Raw genomic sequence first — 18,589 nt, 5'->3', positions numbered from 1 at the left:
AGGAACTAGAACTATGACAAAACACATCCAATGGAAGGGAACACTTTCACAAGAAGGCTATGACATTTTAAAAGGTGAGGGCGGTTGTATTGTTTGCCCTACCAAAGTCGGCTATATCATCATGACCAGCGACAAGGCAGGACTTGAACGCAAATTTGAAGCTAAAGAACGTAACCGTAACAAGCCAGGCGTGGTTCTCTGCGGTAGCATGGATGAGCTTCGCGCTTTAGCACAACTCAACCCAGAAATTGAAGCTTTCTACCAAAAACATTGGGACGAAGATATTCTTCTAGGTTGTATCCTTCCATGGAAACCAGAAGCTTTTGAAAAACTCAAAGCTTATGGTGATGGTCGTGAAGAGCTCATGACCGACGTGCGTGGTACTAGCTGTTTTGTCATCAAGTTTGGTAAAGCTGGTGAACAGTTGGCTGCTAAACTTTGGGAAGAAGGTAAAATGGTCTACGCCTCATCAGCTAACCCATCTGGAAAAGGAAACCGTGGTAAGGTAGAAGGAATCGGAGAACGTATCGAAGGAGCAGTGGACCTTGTCATCGAAGCAGACGACTATGTTGCATCCATCCAACCGGACAAAACGATTGAAACGCGCTACGAACAAGGTGTAATGGTGTCTATGGTTGATAAAGACGGCAAACTAATCCCAGAACAAGGAGGAGCCCGTTCAATCTCACCAGCTCCTGTTGTGATCCGAAAAGGACTCGACATTGATAAAATCATGATGCACCTGTCAGATACCTTTAACTCATGGGACTACCGTCAGGGTGAGTATTATTAAGATAAAAAAGAAGTCTAGTGTTATGAGGGAATAAAGCTCTCTACACTGGGCTTTTTGTTTAATTCCTTGTTTTGTTTCTTTAATAGTGTTATTATATAAAAAGGTATTATATGTTAATGTGAAAATGGAGGAATTTATGTCGAATATAAGAGTCTGGAAAATTTCAGTTGGCGGAACCAATAACACAAAATTGCATGAGAAATCTTTTAAGGATAATGTTCTATATATCGGATTTGATAATATAGAAGAAAAAAATTATCCTTATAATGGGGAAGAAAGACCTAGAAAACAAGAGAATCAAGTAGCACTCCTTCAACATGGAGTCAGTATAGGAGATTTAGTAGTAGTTCCTAGGAGGAATCTACGGGCTTCTTTTTTGGCTAAAATAATTGGTCCTTATCAATATGTTGAAAATAGTGAGTTCGAAGGGTTTCCAAGACGATTTAAAATCATTCCGATTAGTAAATTTGGTGATTTCCAGTTAAATTCTCTTGAAACTAAGAAATGGGACAATACAACAGTATCCGCATTACCATATTCAAGTCTTGATGAGTTATATGTGGATTTTAATATTGAAAAAGATAAGATTTCAGATATTCAAAACGAGGAAAATGCCTCAGAAAATATCAACGAGTATAAGAATATTTTACTTTCATCCAAAAACCTCATCCTTCGTGGTGCTCCTGGTACAGGAAAAACTTATCTTGCTAAAGAAATTGCCAAAGAATTAACGGATGGCAACGAAGACCAAATCGGATTTGTACAGTTTCACCCATCTTATGATTATACGGATTTTGTGGAGGGGTTGAGGCCTGTTTCTAACAATAGCCAGATAAGTTTTGAATTACAAGATGGTATCTTTAAGAAGTTTTGTAAGAAAGCAGAGAAAAATTGGGTTTATTCACAGAAAGATAAGTTTGAATTAGAAAAGGAAAAAAAATCAACAGCAAAGATTTCAAAATATTTTTCTAGTATGGAGTTTCCATCTGACAAATTATATACAACACGTAACTCGTCTTTTTTTATTACAGAAATTGATGAAGACTACATTTATATATCTATTCCTGAAAATGAGGTATCAAAAAAAGTAAAATTAAAAATTCAAGATATTGAAGCAATGTTGACTTCGGAATCTCAATTTAAACAAGTTAAAGATATAACTCGGTTTTTTAACAAAAATAATGCTACCCAAGAGTATTCATATTATTTGACACTTTACAAAATGATAAAAAATGAGAGTATTCAGGAGGAAGTAATAGAAATAGACAATGAATTGAAAAACTTCGTCTTCATCATCGATGAAATCAACCGTGGGGAGATTTCTAAGATTTTTGGGGAACTCTTTTTCTCTATTGATCCTGGTTATCGTGGTGAAAGGGGGAGTATTTCTACTCAGTATGCTAATTTACATGAAACGGATGACAAATTTTATATTCCTGAAAATGTCTACATCATCGGAACAATGAATGATATTGACCGTTCAGTAGATACCTTTGATTTTGCTATGCGTCGTCGTTTCCGTTTTATTGAAGTTACTGCTGAAAGCCAAGTTGCTATGTTGGATAAAGAACTAGATATCCATGCAGAAGAAGCAAAACTTCGTCTAAGAAATTTGAATGCTGCTATCGAAAACGTTCAGGAGTTAAATAGTCATTATCATATCGGACCAAGTTATTTCCTTAAGTTGAAGGATGTAGATTTTGACTATGAATTACTCTGGTCTGATTACCTTAAACCGCTTTTGGAAGATTACTTACGAGGTTCTTATGAAGAGGCTGAAACTCTAGATACATTGAAAAAAGCATTTAATCTGACAAATAACGGGGAAACAGATCGGCAAGATACTGGTGATAATGATGCGGATAACTGATAATCAGCATAAAATTGCTAGAGAAGACTTTGTCGCAGAATATCCCAACCTAAGTCAAGCGCTCCTTGATAGAACACTAGATAACCTATCTCGAGAGGACCGTATCTTTATTTTCCCGAATGATTTGATGAATTCTCCTGATTTAGACAAGGACCAAAAGATTTTGGAAACAGTTAATCAGGAAATCAAGACAGGGAACGTGATTGGTTTTCTTGGATATGGTCAGGAAAGATTAACGATTTCCTCTCGTTTTTCTGATGAAAGTAACGACCATTTTTTGCATTATCTTTTACAAAAGGTTCTCAATATTAACCTGACTAGTTTGGATGTCGGTCTATCTCCTGAAGATAAGCTCTATCAGCTTTTGGTTTACCTCTTTCCCAAGTATCTGCAAGCTGCTCTCCGAAAAGGTCTTTATAAGGAATACCAGAGATTTTTCCATAACGATAGTCATATAAAGGGAGTCGTTGATGTTGGAAATCATCTGAAAAAAAATCTTCCTTTTACGGGAAATATTGCCTATACTACTAGGGAGTTTACCTATGATAATCCACTCATGCAGTTGATTCGACATACGATTGAGTACATAAAGAATCAGAAAGGTTTTGGAGTTCTGCTCGATAGGAATCGTGAAAATATAACAGAAATTATTCGCGTAACTCCAGCTTATAAACTAGCTGATCGTGCCAAGATTATTAGAATGAATAAAATCAAACCCATCCGACACGCCTATTTTAGAGAGTATAGAAAATTACAGGAACTCTGCTTGATGATTCTGAGTAGAGAAAAACATGGTCTTGGACCTCAAGCCCAAAAGGTACATGGTATTCTCTTTGATGTTGCCTGGCTTTGGGAAGAGTATGTTTATACCTTGTTGCCAAAAGGTTTCATCCATCCTCGAAATAAAGAAAAGAAAGGCGGCATCCTAATATTTTCTGGTGGGAAACGAAAAGTATATCCAGATTTTTATGACAGAGAACGAAAGATTGTTCTAGATGCAAAATATAAAAAACTTGAAGATACTGAAAAAGGAATCAACCGTGAGGACTTATTCCAACTGATTTCCTATTCTTATATTTTAAAAGCTGAGAAAGCTGGTCTTGTTTTTCCGAGCAAGCACAAGGTTGTTGATAATGAGATAGGAAAGCTAGCAGGTTATGGAGCTTTGTTGAAGAAATTGTCTATCCAAATCCCTCAGAATGCTTCATCTTATAATGAATTTTGTGAAATGATGGAAAGCTCCGAAGCAATTTTTAAAAGAAATATTGATAAGGAAGTGGGGAGAAACTAATCTCCTCACTTTTTATATTTAAACTATAAAAACCGAACGTTATTGTTTTATAATTGAAATTATTTGACAAAAACTGTACTTTGGTTTATAATAAATTAAGGAAACGTCGCAAAAGGCGTAGGGATGCGCAAGCATAGGTAGGTCATTACAAAAGAAACGAGACAGCAATATGTTAAATGAATTTCCAATTTTTGATTACGAAGATATTCAGTTGATCCCTAATAAATGTGTGATTAAAAGCCGTGCAGAAGCGGATACAAGTGTCACACTTGGAAATCACACTTTCAAACTACCTGTTGTACCAGCAAATATGCAGACGATTTTGGATGAGAATGTTGCAGAGCAACTTGCTAAAGGCGGTTACTTTTACATTATGCATCGTTTTGACGAGGCGGGGCGCATTCCTTTTATCAAACGCATGCATGATCAAGGGCTCATTGCTTCAATTTCTGTCGGTGTTAAGGATTACGAGTATGACTTTGTTAGCCAACTCAAGACTGATGCTCCTGAGTATATCACGATTGACATTGCTCATGGTCATGCGGATAGCGTGATTTCTATGATTCAGCACATCAAGAAGGAATTGCCAGATACTTTTGTCATTGCTGGTAACGTTGGGACACCAGAAGCTGTGCGTGAGTTGGAAAATGCTGGTGCGGATGCTACCAAGGTTGGAATCGGTCCTGGTAAGGTTTGCATCACCAAGGTCAAGACTGGTTTTGGGACAGGTGGTTGGCAGTTGGCTGCTCTTCGCTGGTGTGCAAAGGCTGCGCGTAAGCCGATTATTGCTGATGGAGGGATTCGTACACACGGTGACATTGCCAAGTCTATCCGTTTCGGTGCTAGCATGGTCATGATTGGTTCTCTATTTGCAGGACATATCGAAAGTCCAGGCAAGACAATCGAAGTCGATGGGGAACAGTTCAAAGAATACTATGGTTCAGCTTCTCAATACCAAAAAGGAGCTTACAAAAACGTGGAAGGCAAACGTATCTTACTTCCTGCCAAGGGGCATTTGCAAGACACCCTTACTGAGATGGAGCAAGATTTGCAAAGTGCCATTTCCTACGCAGGAGGACGCAAGGTTGCTGACCTCAAGCACGTTGATTATGTTATCGTGAAAAACTCTATCTGGAATGGTGATGCATCCCACTAATAGACGCTTAGTCCATCCATAAAAAACTTGTTATTAGAGCAAATTTCTGTTATAATAAGACAAGTTTCCACCCTTAGTGTAATGGATATCACGTAAGATTCCGGTTCTTAAGATGGGGGTTCGATTCCCTCAGGGTGGATGTAAACAGCCTAAAAAAGCCTTTAAATAAGGCTTTTTTCTTTATACTATCCCAAATCTGCCCCCTAGAATTGAAGAACTTTTTCTAAAAAATGCTCAAATTCCCTCTAGTCCCGTTTTAAAGTGACTCAGAGGGCTTTTTTTGTTATAATAGAAAGGATCGTAATTATTAGAAAGAGGTCAGTATGAAAGAATTACAAACTGTACTGAAGAAGCGTTTTGCAATCGAATTTGCAGACAAAAACTTACTGGAAACGGCCTTTACTCATACGAGTTATGCCAATGAGCACCGCCTCTTAAAAATTTCACACAATGAGCGCTTGGAATTTTTAGGAGACGCTGTTCTGCAATTATTGATTTCAGAATATCTGTATAAAAAATATCCTAAGAAACCAGAGGGAGATTTGTCCAAACTTCGTGCCATGATTGTTCGCGAGGAGAGTTTGGCTGGTTTTGCGCGTGATTGCCAGTTTGATCAGTTTATCAAGCTAGGTAAAGGAGAAGAAAAGTCTGGTGGGCGCAATCGTGACACCATTCTTGGCGATGCTTTTGAAGCCTTTCTGGGAGCTTTGCTTTTAGACAAGGATGTTGCTAAGGTAAAAGAGTTTATCTATCAGGTCATGATTCCCAAGGTTGAAGCAGGTGATTTTGAAATGATTAAGGATTACAAGACACACTTGCAAGAGTTGCTCCAGGTCAATGGGGATGTGGATATTCGCTACCAGGTTATCTCTGAGACAGGGCCTGCTCATGATAAGGTTTTTGATGTAGAAGTTCTGGTTGAGGGCAAGAGCATCGGAAAAGGCCAAGGCCGTTCTAAAAAATTAGCAGAGCAAGAAGCCGCGAGAAATGCAGTGGAGAAAGGGCTGGATTCATGTATTTAAAGGAAATTGAGATCCAGGGATTCAAGTCCTTTGCTGACAAGACCAAGGTCGTTTTTGATCAAGGTGTGACAGCTGTCGTTGGGCCCAATGGTTCTGGGAAGTCAAATATCACAGAAAGTCTGCGATGGGCATTGGGAGAGTCCAGTGTTAAGAGCCTTCGTGGTGGAAAGATGCCAGACGTTATCTTTGCTGGAACTGAAAGCCGCAAACCACTCAATTATGCCTCTGTTATCGTGACCTTGGACAATGAAGATGGCTTTATCAAGGATGCGGGGCAAGTCATTAAGGTAGAACGCCATATCTACCGTAGTGGTGATAGCGAGTATCGAATTGATGGCAAAAAAGTCCGTCTGCGCGATGTACATGACCTTTTCTTGGATACTGGTTTGGGACGTGATTCCTTCTCTATTATTTCCCAAGGGAAGGTTGAGGAGATTTTTAACTCCAAGCCTGAAGAGCGTCGAGCTATTTTTGAAGAAGCAGCTGGAGTTTTAAAATACAAGACTCGTAGAAAAGAAACAGAAAGCAAACTGCAACAAACTCAGGACAATCTAGACCGCTTAGAGGACATTATCTATGAGTTGGACAATCAAATCAAGCCCCTTGCAAAACAAGCCGAGAATGCTCGTAAGTTTCTCGACTTGGATGGTCAACGCAAGGCGATTTATTTGGATGTACTGGTTGCCCAAATCAAGGAAAATAAGGCTGAACTAGAGCTAACAGAAGAAGAGCTAACGCAAGTTCAGGAACTTTTGACTGGCTATTACCAAAAGCGTGAAGAGTTAGAAGAAGAAAATCAAACTCTTAAAAAGAAACGCCAAGATCTCCAAGCTCAAATGTCCAAAGACCAAGGGAGCTTGATGGATTTGACTAGTTTGATCAGTGACTTAGAGCGAAAATTAGCCCTATCAAAACTGGAGTCCGAGCAGGTAGCCCTCAATCAACAAGAAGCACAAACTCGTTTGACTGCTTTAGAAGATAAGAGAAAGACTCTAAGTACAGAGAAGGCTGAAAAAGAAGCGAACTTGGCACAGTTAGAGGAAAATCTAGCTGAAAATAACAAGGAACTCAATCGTTTAGAGGCAGAATTGCTAGCTTTTTCAGATGATCCTGACCAGATGATCGAACTCTTGCGCGAACGCTTTGTCGCTCTTTTACAAGAAGAAGCGGATGTCTCAAACCAGTTGACTCGAATAGAGAATGAACTAGAGAACAGCCGTCAGCTATCTCAAAAACAAGCAGATCAAGTTGAGAAACTGAAAGAACAACTGGCTACAGCTAAAGAGAAGGCCAGTCAACAGCAGGCTGAGCTTGAAACTGCCAAGGAGCAGGTTCAGAAATTATTGTCAGATTACCAAACTAGTGCCAAGGAGCAAGAGGAGCAGAAAGTTTCTTACCAAGCTCAGCAGAGCCAACTCTTTGATCGTCTGGATAGTCTCAAAAACAAGCAGGCTAGAGCCCAAAGCTTAGAAAACATTCTAAGAAATCATAGTAATTTTTACGCGGGTGTTAAGAGTGTTCTCCAAGAGAAAGATCGCCTGGGTGGGATCATTGGTGCAGTCAGTGAACATTTGACCTTTGATGTGCATTATCAAACTGCCTTGGAGATTGCACTTGGAGCTAGCAGTCAGCATATCATCGTAGAAGATGAAAACGCGGCAACCAAGGCTATTGATTTCCTAAAACGTAACAGATCCGGTCGTGCAACCTTCCTTCCGTTGACGACTATCAAGGCTCGTACGATCTCTAGTCAGAATCAAGATGCTATCGCAGCAAGTCCAGGATTTCTGGGAATGGCAGATGAGTTGGTGTCGTTTGACAAGAGACTAGAAGCCATTTTCAAGAACTTGCTAGCTACGACTGCTATCTTTGATACCGTAGAACATGCGCGTGCCGCTGCTCGTCAAGTTCGCTATCAAGTTCGTATGGTGACACTTGATGGTACCGAATTGCGTACAGGTGGTTCCTACGCAGGTGGTGCCAATCGCCAAAATAACAGTATCTTCATCAAGCCAGAGCTGGAGCAATTACAAAAAGAAATTGCTGAAGAAGAAGCTAGTCTGCGTTCGGAAGAAGAAAGTTTGAAGACCTTGCAAGATGGGATGACGGTATTGACAGAAAGATTAGAAGCCATCAAATCTCAGGGAGAACAGGCTCGTATCCATGAGCAAGGCTTGTCCCTCGCTTATCAGCAAACTAGTCAGCAAGTAGAAGAGTTAGAAACGCTTTGGAAACTTCAAGAAGAGGAATTAAATCGTCTTACTGAAGGAGATTGGCAAGCAGATCAGGAAAAGTGCCAAGAGCGCCTTGCTACCATTGCCAGTGAAAAGCAAAATCTGGAAACTGAGATTGAAGAAATTAAGTCTAACAAAAACGCTATTCAAGAACGTTATCAAAACTTGCAGGAACAGGTTTCTCAAGCACGCTTGCTTAAGTCAGAACTGCAAGGACAAAAGCGGTACGAAGTGACTGATATTGAACGTCTAGGTAAGGAATTGGATAACCTCAATCTTGAACAAGAGGAAATCCAGCGTCTCCTTCAAGAAAAGGTTGATAATCTTGAGAAGGTTGATACGGATTTGCTAAGTCAGCAGACGGAAGAAGCCAAAACTCAGAAAACAAACCTCCAACAAGGTTTGATTCGCAAGCAGTTTGAGTTGGATGATATTGAAGGTCAGCTAGATGATATTGCCAGTCATTTGGATCAGGCTCGTCAGCAGAATGAGGAGTGGATTCGCAAACAAACACGTGCTGAAGCAAAGAAAGAAAAGGTCAGCGAACGCTTGCGCTATCTACAAGCTCAATTAACTGATCAGTACCAGATCAGCTACACTGAGGCTCTAGAAAAAGCGCATGAGTTGGAAAATCTCAATCTGGCAGAGCAAGAAGTTAAAGATCTTGAAAAGGACATTCGCTCACTCGGACCAGTCAATTTGGATGCTATTGAACAGTACGAAGAAGTCCACAACCGTTTGGATTTCCTAAATAGCCAACGAGATGATATTTTATCTGCGAAAAACCTGCTTCTTGAAATCATCACAGAGATGAATGATGAGGTTAAGGAACGCTTCAAATCAACCTTTGAGGCTATTCGTGAGTCCTTTAAAGTGACCTTTAGACAGATGTTTGGTGGAGGTCAGGCAGACTTGATATTAACTGAGGGCGATCTTTTAACAGCTGGTGTGGAGATTTCTGTTCAACCACCAGGTAAGAAAATCCAGTCGCTTAACCTCATGAGTGGTGGTGAAAAAGCCCTATCGGCTCTGGCCTTGTTGTTCTCTATCATTCGAGTCAAGACTATTCCTTTTGTTATCTTGGACGAGGTAGAGGCGGCGCTGGACGAAGCCAATGTTAAACGTTTTGGGGATTATCTCAACCGCTTTGACAAGGATAGTCAGTTTATCGTTGTGACCCACCGTAAGGGGACCATGGCGGCAGCGGATTCTATCTATGGAGTTACCATGCAAGAATCAGGTGTGTCAAAGATTGTTTCGGTTAAGTTAAAAGATTTAGAAGAAACAGTAGACTAGTTACCAAACGATAGCATCTCTTAGGAGGTGCTATTTTTTTAAACGAATACCTTGAATTGTCTATCAAGATCAGTTCAGGCGCAAAAAACGACATTTGGGATTTCCTCTTAGCGAAAAGGCTTGCTCTATGATATAATAGTTTCATGATTACAACAGTACCTATTAAGAACGAAAAAGATATTGCAGTACCGGGGAAAACAGTCCTTGTACTAGGTTATTTTGATGGCATCCACAAGGGGCATCAGAAACTTTTTGAAGTGGCCAGCAAGGCTTCGATGAAGGACTATCTGCCAGTTGTCGTGATGACCTTTACAGAGTCGCCAAAACTTGCCTTACAACCTTATCAACCTGAGCTCATGCTCCACATCGTCAATCACGAGGAACGGGAACACAAGATGAAATGGCACGGTGTAGAGGCTCTTTTCTTACTTGACTTTAGTAGCAAATTTGCTAGTTTAACGGGTCAAGAATTTTTTGATACTTATGTTAGAGCTTTAAAACCAGCGATTATCGTAGCAGGATTTGATTATACGTTTGGTTCAGATAAGAAAACTGCGGATGACCTGAAGGATTATTTTGATGGAGAGATTATCATTGTTCCTCCAGTTGAGGACGAAAAGGGCAAGATTAGTTCCACGCGAATCCGCCAAGCTATCCTTGATGGTGATGTGAGGGAGGCAGGTCACTTGCTTGGCACACCGCTCCCAACCCGTGGGATGGTCGTTCACGGAAATGCTCGTGGGCGTACTATCGGTTATCCAACAGCCAATCTAGTCCTGAGAGATCGAACTTATATGCCAGCAGACGGTGTTTACGTAGTCGATGTAGAAGTACAACGTCAGAGATATCGTGGCATGGCAAGTGTTGGGAAAAATGTTACTTTCGATGGAGAAGAGCCACGTTTTGAAGTCAATATTTTTGATTTTTCAGATGATATTTACGGTGAGACAGTCATGGTCTACTGGCTAGACCGTGTCCGCGATATGATCAAATTTGACTCCATCGACGAGCTTGTAGACCAACTCAAGATAGACGAAGAGATTGCTCGAAACTGGAAGGATGAAGATTCTGTCATTCAAGGGTCTCAGGTATAGAAAACGTGTGAAAAAGCTACTAGAAGGATTAGTTCTTTTGGTAGTAGTTTTGAAAGTGTGATATAATGCACTTTCAGCTCCCCTAGTTTCCTATGTTAGCAACTATTTATGTTCAAATTATAGACGAGGCTTTATTATGCAAACGCAAGAAGAAATGAATGTTCTGGTACCTGAAAAATTGGCAGAAATTGAGCGTGATTATGATGTTACAGTTTTGTGGGCTATCGAGTCTGGTAGTCGTGCATGGGGCTTTGAGTCTCCTGATAGTGATTTTGATGTACGGTTTATCTACAAACACAAGCAAGATTTTTATCTCCGTTTGAATGAACAGCGTGACGTTATCGAGCTACCGATTGACGATACTTGGGATGTGAGTGGCTGGGATTTAGACAAAACTTTAAAACTCCTTTATAAGTCAAATCCAACACTATTTGAATGGTTACAGTCACCAATTGTCTATCAACAAACGGATTTTATTGAACGCATACGTCCATTTGCCAACCAGTATTTTTCAGAGAAAAAAATGCTCCACCATTACTTGAACACTGCTAGAACTCAAATGAATAAGTATCTTTCTGGAGATAAGGTTAAACCTAAAAAGTATTTCTATGCGCTACGTCCTATTTTGGCTTGTCGTTGGATTGAAAAATACCATTCTGTTCCGCCAATTTTATTTGATGATTTGGTGAAAGAATTGCTTCCGTCTCAAATGAAGGAGCATGTTTCAAGATTGCTTGACATTAAGATAAACGGTCCTGAAGGTATGGAAATTGATCCGATTAAGCCAATTCAAGATTATATTTTAGATAATATCCAAGAGCTTGATGTATACGTTCAAAGCGTTACTGAGATGAAGAAAGACTGGAAAGCTCTAAATCAATTTTTCCTTGAAGAATTAAGTCACGACTGAGGTTGTTTATGGGTAAATGGACATGTAGATGCGGGCAAGCAATGGACAACCATAGATCACCCGATCCAAATGCTTTTTCAGTTTATTCGGATACGTTGTTTGAAGAAATCATGAATAAAGCTGACAACCATAATAAAATTTCTTATGATGATATTTCAGAAGCTTCTTTTTATATGTGGAAGTGCCCTGAGTGTGGAAGTTTCATGGTTTTTGGCGAAGACGATGATGAAGATCGCTTTACTTTTTATGAGCGCCAAGAAGTTGAAAAGGTCGAGCCTCTCTTTGATCCAGATCAAGAGCTAAATCTTGTTGTGGTTGAGTTTCAGGAGGGAGGGAATGGCTATACTTATATCTGCGATGACCCAAATATCCATATTGGGCACGCTGTTATTGTCCCAGTAGGAAAGGAAAATACTGAAAAAACGGCTTTAGTTGTACAGAAGTATCATGCCCTACCAAAGGATGTCACCTTTCCTGTTGAAAAGTTAAAACGAGTCATCCGTAGGTATTCACATTTCGACCCATTCACTTCGAAAATCGTTTGTAGAAGTTTAATTAAGCTGGGAAGAATTCTTGATGCTTGCTCTAAAAATGCTAAACCTAACTCTCAGCAAACATATTATGGTATCAAAACTCCCTTAGGTTATTTCTGGTTAGAATTAAATGGAGTTCCAATTCCAATGAAAATCACACAGATTCAAGTCAAAGATAAAAAGTACCAAGTGGATGGCGCCCTTTATATAAAGCCTTTAGAGATTAACTGTAGAAGATTCTATGAGCTGGAATTATGTGCAGATTTTGATATTGATGCCTCGAGATGGGTCGATGTTCTCTCGGATGAAAATGTTTGGGGCAATAGCTGGGAACTAAATGGTCTTCAATTTGGTATTACTGCAGGAGAATCTCCAAAATTTGAAGACGAAGTTGTTGCAAGAAAATATAGTCGTATCCCACTTTATTATGACTGGCACCCTGAATTTGAAGATTATTATGGATTCGGCTTAGCTTGGGAAAAATACGAGTCTGATAGCGATTTATCAATAGATTTCTATACAACGTAAGATGCAGGAGAATAAGCATGAATCAAGCATGGGAATTATTGTTTGAAGGCAAAATTGAAGAGGCTAAAAAATTAGTTGAAGCTGATTTTTCTTTGGAAACTTGCACTAATTTTAGTTTATTAAATTTGATGGGCTATATCTATCTTGAAGAGCAAAATTATAGCGAGTGCTTAAGTATTTACCAGCGTTATATTGACTTAGCCCGAACTAAAAGTGACCAAGAAAATGAACATATTGGTTATCATCAGTTAGCGATGATTTACAGGGAAATGGGTCATTTTCAAAAAGCTCTACTCTATATCGATCAGGAAATACAAATTATAAAAAAATATTTTCCCAATGATGCTTTGAAATTTTCTGTTAACAACTATGAACAAGGCCACCTTCGTTTAAAGTTGGGAAATCTAGAAGAGGCAGAAAGATATATGCAAGAATCCCTAGATTTTGCTTTGACAACTGAGGACTTCATTGCCCAAGCATGTTCCTATAGAGGGATGGGAGAGATTTATCTGAAGCAAAATTCAAATAAATCACGAGATTATTTTTATCAATCTATTCAACTCTTTGAAAAAGCTGAGGATAAAATTGGAGCAGACGAGGTAAGAGCTTTATTACAAAATGAGAAGTAGTCCAACTGAGTTGAAGAAAAGCAGTAAAAAGCGGAGATTCATGGCGCAGAAAAGAGGCTAGTTCCTAATTTCAACAACTGGAAGTTATGAACTAGCCTCAAAAGTTTGACAGAAAAAATCCAGTTATGGGACTTAGTGCATTTATATTATGTCTTCATTTTACAGAAACCGAAAGTAAATAACTATTTTTAATATAAAATTTTGTCTTTTATCATATTTTTTTGAAAAAAGCTAGTAATTTGACTGAAAAAATTTGCAATTCTCCACAAGAAAATATATAATATAGTTGAGATGGAAAAACGTTTTTAAAAGGAGGTGTACATTATGTTCTTAGGATTCTACTTCCGTTTATGGTTCAGCATTTGGTGGCGTTAATAGAGGTTAGTGGTTGTTAAATTAAACTCAAATAGCTTTATGCCAGTAAGAAACTGAAATATTCAGTTTAATATGAGTTTTATTTTTTCTAGTAAATCAACGTTTTCTATCACAACTCTATTGCAGTTAAGCTATGATATGTGATGATTGTCAACCCTATCTTGTTAACATTTTTATGGTCTCGAGAAATCTTATTTCTTGGGACTTTTTCTATTGTTTGAAAGATTGTGTGTTGATTTTGTTGAACTAGGAGAACAAAAAAGACAAGCTACTTTAAAAAGTAATTTGTCTGTTGTTGGGTCACTTTTTATTGAAACACACGATAAACGTAGGGATTTTCTGGTTTGTCTACTTTTGTGAAACTCTCAACTTCCAGTATTGGGAGATTTTGTTTGAGTTCTTTATGGTAGTGGAGGGTCAGAGTTCCTCTAGCGGTAATCCAGGTATTGTCAGGATACTGGCGTGAGTTTCCCTTGGTCAAGAGTCCATATACACCAGAGTCAGCGATACAGTGGATTATCCCAAAGCGAAAGAGGAACTGGCTATCTGGATGACTAGGATCGTTATAGACAAAGCCTGTAAACTCGATTTTCTTCCCTTCAAACTCTTGAGGATAGTCATAGAGAACTTCCATGACCTCCATATAGTTTTCGTCTGTAACCTGAATGGTTGTTTTGGCAAGATATTTATCAGCTATTGTCCTCATTTCCTTTTCATAAGCAGATTTGGAAAAATAGGTGCTGGTATCGGGTTTGAGGTATTGACTGGATGTACCTTCGATTGCCTGAATAGCTGTGTCGGTTCCCTCAGCGAGTGGGAAATGATAGCCTTTGGCAGATACGGTTCTCGAGTCCAAACTTACTGTCGGAAAGGCAACTCCAATCAATAGAGGTAGTGACAGTAAAAGGATGCTGATTCGTCTAGCTCGACGACTTTCCAAATGGCTGTGAGAATTGATTTTCTTGATCCAAATGTAGAATTGAACCAGAGCCAACAGAAGAGAAAGGATCATAGAGATGTAGACTAGATAGGAATAGTGGAGGTTGATGTAGTGACTGAGCTTGCCAGATAGCTGCAGATAAAAGGTAAGAGCAAAATAGCCCAGTAGAATGAAAAATCGGATCATAGCATCACTCCTATCATGTAAGAATAAAGCAAGACAAGCACTGTCACGATGCCTATGAATTGCAATATGAAGCGAGCTTTGAGATAGTGTTTCATCATGAGGAGATTTTTGATATCAAGCATGGGGCCGATGACCAGAAAGGCAAGGACAGGAGCGAGTCCAAAGCTCGAGAGGAGAGAAGCTCCGATAAAGGCGTCTGCCTCGCTACAAAGAGAGAGAAGAAAGGCTAGAAACATGAGCAAGAGAATCGCAAGTATTGGACTAGCGCTGATAGAGGTCAGGATCCGAGTCGGGACATAGACCTGAACGATAGCTGCAAAGAGACAACCAAAGACCAAGTAACGCCCCATATCGAAAAACTCATCAATGGCCTGTATAAAGACCTGAAAGACTTTTCTAGCAGGAGTCAAGTGTGAAAAGTCATGTTCATGACAAGCGATAGGATTCTCTTTTTTAATGGGTTCCTTCCAGAAAAATCCTAGGAAAATCCCCAGAACCAAAGCAATCACAATGGCTCCCAGAGCTCGTAGGAAGGTAATTTTTAAAGAATTGCCAAAGGCAGAATAAGTGGCGAAAAGAACGATAGGATTGATGATGGGAGCAGTCACCAGAAAAGGAACTGCCGTGTAGCTGGGGACTTTCTTTTCCAAAAAACGATTGATGATTGGAACGATTCCACACTCGCAGGATGGGAATAGAAAGCCAATGAAGGTACCAAAAAAAATCCTCCCCCAACGATTGCGAGGGAGAAACTCAGTGACTTTATCAGGTGTGATATAGACCTCAATCCACCCCGAAATGAGACTCCCAATCAGGACAAAAGGAAGGGCTTCAATCATGATAGAGAGAAAAATAGCCCCTGCTTGTAATACACTAGGAGGAAGAGATTGAAAAAGCGTCATCTATTTTTTCTTCTCAACTTTTTCTTTTTTGTCTTTGTCATCTGGGAAAGTGACTTGTGTTAAGTCAGGAAGTTTGGCGAATTCTTCAAACATCTTGTCCAAGTCATCCGTTTTTGTAAATTTAACAGCCATGGGCCTACCTCTTTTCTACATTCTACCTCTATTATACTATTATTTTGTAGAAATGGGATTATTTTGATAATCAAAGATGTAAAAAAGGGTAGAACGAAACAAGCCTTGTCCCTTATGGTATAATAGGTATATGGATAAAAAATATGAAAAAATCTCCCAAGATTTGGGTGTAACCTTAAAGCAAATCGATACCGTTCTAAGTTTGACGGCTGATGGGGCGACAATTCCCTTCATCGCGCGTTACCGGAAGGACATGACTGATAGTCTGGATGAAGTGGCGATTAAGGCGATTATTGACCTGGATAAAAGTCTGACAAATCTCAACGACCGTAAAGAAGCTGTCTTGGCTAAGATTCAAGAACAAGGCAAGCTAACCAAGGAATTGGAGGCAGCTATTTTGGCAGCTGAGAAATTAGCAGACGTTGAAGAACTCTATCTTCCTTATAAGGAAAAGCGTCGGACCAAGGCAACCATTGCCCGTGAAGCTGGACTCTTTCCTCTTGCTCGCTTGATTTTGCAAAATGTAACTGGCTTAGAGAAAGAAGCTGAGAAGTTTGTCTGTGAAGGATTTGCGACTGGTAAAGAAACCTTAGCTGGAGCAGTTGATATCTTGGTAGAAGCCTTATCCGAAGATGTCAATCTACGTGCTATGACCTATCAGGAAGTGCTGAGACACTCTAAAATCACTTCGCAGGTCAAGGATGAAAGTCTTGATGAAAAACAAGTTTTTCAGATTTATTATGATTTTTCAGAGACAGTTAGCAATATGCAAGGCTATCGTACCTTGGCGCTCAACCGCGGGGAGAAACTAGGTGTCTTAAAAGTCGGCTTTGAACATGCGACGGATCGTATCCTATCTTTCTTTGCAGCGCGTTTCAAGGTGAAGAATGCCTATGTTGATGAAGTGGTTCAGCAATCTGTTAAGAAAAAGGTCTTGCCTGCTATCGAGCGCCGTATTCGGACAGAATTAACCGAAAAGGCAGAAGAAGGGGCGATCCAACTCTTTTCGGATAATCTGCGTAATCTCCTCTTGGTTGCTCCGCTAAAAGGGCGCGTGGTTTTAGGCTTTGACCCTGCCTTTCGTACAGGTGCCAAGCTAGCCGTTGTTGATGCGACGGGGAAAATGCTGACGACCCAAGTCATTTATCCTGTTAAACCAGCTTCTGCTCGTCAGATTGAAGAAGCCAAGAGAGACTTAGCCGACCTGATCGGTCAATTTGGTGTGGAAATTATTGCTATCGGAAATGGTACTGCAAGCCGCGAGAGTGAAGCCTTTGTGGCGGAAGTTCTGAAAGATTTTCCTGAAGTCAGCTATGTTATTGTCAATGAAAGTGGTGCTTCTGTCTACTCTGTTAGCGACCTTGCTCGTCAGGAGTTTCCAGACTTAACCGTTGAAAAACGATCGGCTATCTCTATCGCCCGTCGTTTGCAAGATCCCCTTGCTGAATTGGTTAAAATCGATCCCAAGTCAATCGGTGTAGGGCAATACCAGCACGATGTCAGTCAGAAGAAACTGTCTGAAAGTCTGGACTTTGTCGTCGATACCGTGGTCAACCAAGTTGGTGTCAATGTCAATACAGCTAGCCCAGCTCTTCTTTCCCACGTAGCTGGACTCAATAAAACCATCTCTGAAAATATCGTCAAATACCGTGAGGAAGAAGGAAAAATCACTTCACGTGCTCAAATCAAGAAAGTTCCTCGTCTCGGTGCCAAAGCCTTTGAGCAGGCAGCTGGTTTCCTCCGTATTCCGGAAAGTAGCAATATCCTCGATAATACTGGAGTTCACCCAGAAAACTATGCTGCAGTTAAGGAACTCTTCAAATGCTTGGATATCAAGGACTTAAATGAAGAAGCCCAAAATAAGCTTAAGTCCCTTTCTGTCAAGGAAATGGCGCAAGAGCTAGAACTTGGCCCAGAAACCCTTAAAGATATTATTGCTGACCTTCTCAAACCAGGTCGTGATTTTCGTGACTCTTTTGATGCACCTGTTCTTCGTCAAGATGTCTTGGATATCAAAGACTTAAAAGTCGGCCAGAAGCTGGAAGGTGTGGTGCGTAATGTCGTTGACTTCGGTGCCTTCGTTGATATCGGGATTCACGAGGATGGCTTGATTCATATTTCCCATATGAGTCGTAAATTTATCAAACATCCCAGCCAAGTGGTGTCAGTCGGAGATTTGGTAACGGTTTGGGTCAAGAAAATCGATACTGAACGTGAAAAAGTCAATCTGTCGCTCTTAGCTCCAGATGAAACTGACTGAGTACGTTCAGTCTGTTTCACTCGAAGACTTTGGTAGACCTTTTACACACCAAGCCCAGTGGAATTCTCGTCTACGAACGACAGGTGGACGATTTTTTCCCAAGGATGGGCATTTGGATTTTAATCCCAAGGTTTATAGTGAACTAGGTTTGGAAGTCTTTCGCAAAATCGTGCGCCATGAACTCTGTCACTATCACCTTTATTTTCAGAAAAAAGGATATCGACATAAGGACCGAGATTTTAAGGAACTGTTGAAAGAAGTGGATGGACTGCGCTTTGTTCCCCCTTTGAAGGACAAAAGTACCTACCTAGTCTATCAGTGCCAATCCTGCCGGCAAAGTTATCAACGTAAGAAAAGGATTGATACCAAGCGCTATCGATGTGGCATCTGCCGAGGTAAACTCGTCATCTTAAATCGGCCTACGGACTGATGTTGATA

The 18,589-nt window shown here is 40.1% G+C and carries 15 protein-coding genes and 1 tRNA gene; 13 read left to right on the top strand and 3 right to left on the bottom strand.

All coding sequences use genetic code 11. The annotated features are described in order from the left end of the window. Positions 1-13: 13 nt before the first annotated feature. From HF881_RS01630 to HF881_RS01580, 11 genes are all read left to right on the top strand, one after another. Entirely contained in the window at positions 14-793 is a 780-nt protein-coding gene (locus HF881_RS01630; protein WP_169446173.1) for a Sua5/YciO/YrdC/YwlC family protein, read from the top strand. Positions 794-929: 136 nt separating this feature from the next. Further along, positions 930-2,663 (top strand): AAA family ATPase, encoded by a 1,734-nt coding sequence (locus tag HF881_RS01625; protein WP_169446172.1) that lies wholly within the window; start codon positions 930-932, stop codon positions 2,661-2,663. Beyond that, entirely contained in the window at positions 2,650-3,954 is a 1,305-nt protein-coding gene (locus HF881_RS01620) for a 3-isopropylmalate dehydrogenase (protein ID WP_169446601.1), read from the top strand. Before HF881_RS01625 ends, HF881_RS01620 begins: the two co-directional genes overlap by 14 nt. Before the next feature lie 169 nt (positions 3,955-4,123). Beyond that, positions 4,124-5,110 carry a GMP reductase gene (locus tag HF881_RS01615; RefSeq protein ID WP_084972379.1) on the top strand — a complete coding sequence of 329 codons (987 nt, stop codon included), beginning with the start codon at positions 4,124-4,126 and terminating at the stop codon, positions 5,108-5,110. 67 nt (positions 5,111-5,177) lie between these two features. After that, a tRNA-Arg gene (locus HF881_RS01610) sits at positions 5,178-5,249 on the top strand. Positions 5,250-5,433: 184 nt separating this feature from the next. Then, positions 5,434-6,132, top strand: a complete 699-nt coding sequence (gene rnc / locus HF881_RS01605) for a ribonuclease III (RefSeq protein ID WP_169446171.1) — start codon at positions 5,434-5,436, stop codon at positions 6,130-6,132. Beyond that, positions 6,123-9,662 carry a chromosome segregation protein SMC gene (gene smc / locus HF881_RS01600; protein WP_169446170.1) on the top strand — a complete coding sequence of 1,180 codons (3,540 nt, stop codon included), beginning with the start codon at positions 6,123-6,125 and terminating at the stop codon, positions 9,660-9,662. The genes rnc and smc overlap by 10 nt, the downstream gene beginning before the upstream one ends. Before the next feature lie 143 nt (positions 9,663-9,805). After that, positions 9,806-10,756, top strand: coding sequence for a bifunctional riboflavin kinase/FAD synthetase (locus HF881_RS01595; protein ID WP_169446169.1), 951 nt, complete (start codon positions 9,806-9,808; stop codon positions 10,754-10,756). Positions 10,757-10,892: 136 nt separating this feature from the next. After that, positions 10,893-11,666, top strand: a complete 774-nt coding sequence (locus HF881_RS01590; protein ID WP_169446168.1) for a nucleotidyltransferase domain-containing protein — start codon at positions 10,893-10,895, stop codon at positions 11,664-11,666. Between the two features lie 8 nt (positions 11,667-11,674). Next, entirely contained in the window at positions 11,675-12,727 is a 1,053-nt protein-coding gene (locus HF881_RS01585) for a hypothetical protein (protein ID WP_169446167.1), read from the top strand. A gap of 17 nt (positions 12,728-12,744) precedes the next feature. Continuing rightward, on the top strand, positions 12,745-13,356 hold the full coding sequence (locus HF881_RS01580; protein ID WP_169446166.1) for a tetratricopeptide repeat protein: 612 nt from the start codon (positions 12,745-12,747) through the stop codon (positions 13,354-13,356). Between the two features lie 682 nt (positions 13,357-14,038). Here the strand turns inward: HF881_RS01580 and HF881_RS01575 are convergent. The 3 genes from HF881_RS01575 to HF881_RS10590 are packed head-to-tail and all read right to left on the bottom strand — an operon-like array spanning position 14,039 to position 15,891. After that, the gene (locus tag HF881_RS01575; RefSeq protein WP_169446165.1) at positions 14,039-14,857 is read right to left on the bottom strand and encodes a TIGR03943 family protein; all 819 of its coding nucleotides are present in this window, start codon (positions 14,855-14,857) and stop codon (positions 14,039-14,041) included. Continuing rightward, entirely contained in the window at positions 14,854-15,759 is a 906-nt protein-coding gene (locus HF881_RS01570; protein WP_169446164.1) for a permease, read from the bottom strand. The genes HF881_RS01575 and HF881_RS01570 overlap by 4 nt, the downstream gene beginning before the upstream one ends. Next, positions 15,760-15,891, bottom strand: a complete 132-nt coding sequence (locus HF881_RS10590; RefSeq protein ID WP_000268696.1) for an SPJ_0845 family protein — start codon at positions 15,889-15,891, stop codon at positions 15,760-15,762. A gap of 130 nt (positions 15,892-16,021) precedes the next feature. On the opposite strand from HF881_RS10590, the gene HF881_RS01565 reads away from it, so the two are divergent. Further along, positions 16,022-18,151: a Tex family protein gene (locus tag HF881_RS01565; protein WP_169446163.1), complete on the top strand. Its 2,130-nt coding sequence runs from the start codon at positions 16,022-16,024 to the stop codon at positions 18,149-18,151. Then, the gene (locus tag HF881_RS01560) at positions 18,138-18,581 is read left to right on the top strand and encodes a SprT family protein (protein ID WP_169446162.1); all 444 of its coding nucleotides are present in this window, start codon (positions 18,138-18,140) and stop codon (positions 18,579-18,581) included. Before HF881_RS01565 ends, HF881_RS01560 begins: the two co-directional genes overlap by 14 nt. The last annotated feature ends 8 nt before the right edge of the window (positions 18,582-18,589 follow it).

It is taken from the genome of Streptococcus sp. WB01_FAA12, assembly GCF_012843315.1.
Lineage (GTDB): Bacteria > Bacillota > Bacilli > Lactobacillales > Streptococcaceae > Streptococcus.
The sequence above is the reverse complement of the archived record's forward strand: the minus strand, read 5'-3'. Positions and strand labels throughout refer to the sequence as shown.

Excerpts from the sequence above, each read along its gene's own strand:
- HF881_RS01630 (WP_169446173.1), top strand. The coding sequence starts at position 14 with ATGACAAAACACATCCAATGGAAGGGAACACTTTCACAAGAAGGCTAT.
- HF881_RS01625 (WP_169446172.1), top strand. The coding sequence starts at position 930 with ATGTCGAATATAAGAGTCTGGAAAATTTCAGTTGGCGGAACCAATAAC.
- HF881_RS01620 (WP_169446601.1), top strand. The coding sequence starts at position 2,650 with ATGCGGATAACTGATAATCAGCATAAAATTGCTAGAGAAGACTTTGTC.
- HF881_RS01615 (WP_084972379.1), top strand. The coding sequence starts at position 4,124 with ATGTTAAATGAATTTCCAATTTTTGATTACGAAGATATTCAGTTGATC.
- rnc (WP_169446171.1), top strand. The coding sequence starts at position 5,434 with ATGAAAGAATTACAAACTGTACTGAAGAAGCGTTTTGCAATCGAATTT.
- smc (WP_169446170.1), top strand. The coding sequence starts at position 6,123 with ATGTATTTAAAGGAAATTGAGATCCAGGGATTCAAGTCCTTTGCTGAC.
- HF881_RS01595 (WP_169446169.1), top strand. The coding sequence starts at position 9,806 with ATGATTACAACAGTACCTATTAAGAACGAAAAAGATATTGCAGTACCG.
- HF881_RS01590 (WP_169446168.1), top strand. The coding sequence starts at position 10,893 with ATGCAAACGCAAGAAGAAATGAATGTTCTGGTACCTGAAAAATTGGCA.
- HF881_RS01585 (WP_169446167.1), top strand. The coding sequence starts at position 11,675 with ATGGGTAAATGGACATGTAGATGCGGGCAAGCAATGGACAACCATAGA.
- HF881_RS01580 (WP_169446166.1), top strand. The coding sequence starts at position 12,745 with ATGAATCAAGCATGGGAATTATTGTTTGAAGGCAAAATTGAAGAGGCT.
- HF881_RS01575 (WP_169446165.1), bottom strand. The coding sequence starts at position 14,857 with ATGATCCGATTTTTCATTCTACTGGGCTATTTTGCTCTTACCTTTTAT.
- HF881_RS01570 (WP_169446164.1), bottom strand. The coding sequence starts at position 15,759 with ATGACGCTTTTTCAATCTCTTCCTCCTAGTGTATTACAAGCAGGGGCT.
- HF881_RS10590 (WP_000268696.1), bottom strand. The coding sequence starts at position 15,891 with ATGGCTGTTAAATTTACAAAAACGGATGACTTGGACAAGATGTTTGAA.
- HF881_RS01565 (WP_169446163.1), top strand. The coding sequence starts at position 16,022 with ATGGATAAAAAATATGAAAAAATCTCCCAAGATTTGGGTGTAACCTTA.
- HF881_RS01560 (WP_169446162.1), top strand. The coding sequence starts at position 18,138 with ATGAAACTGACTGAGTACGTTCAGTCTGTTTCACTCGAAGACTTTGGT.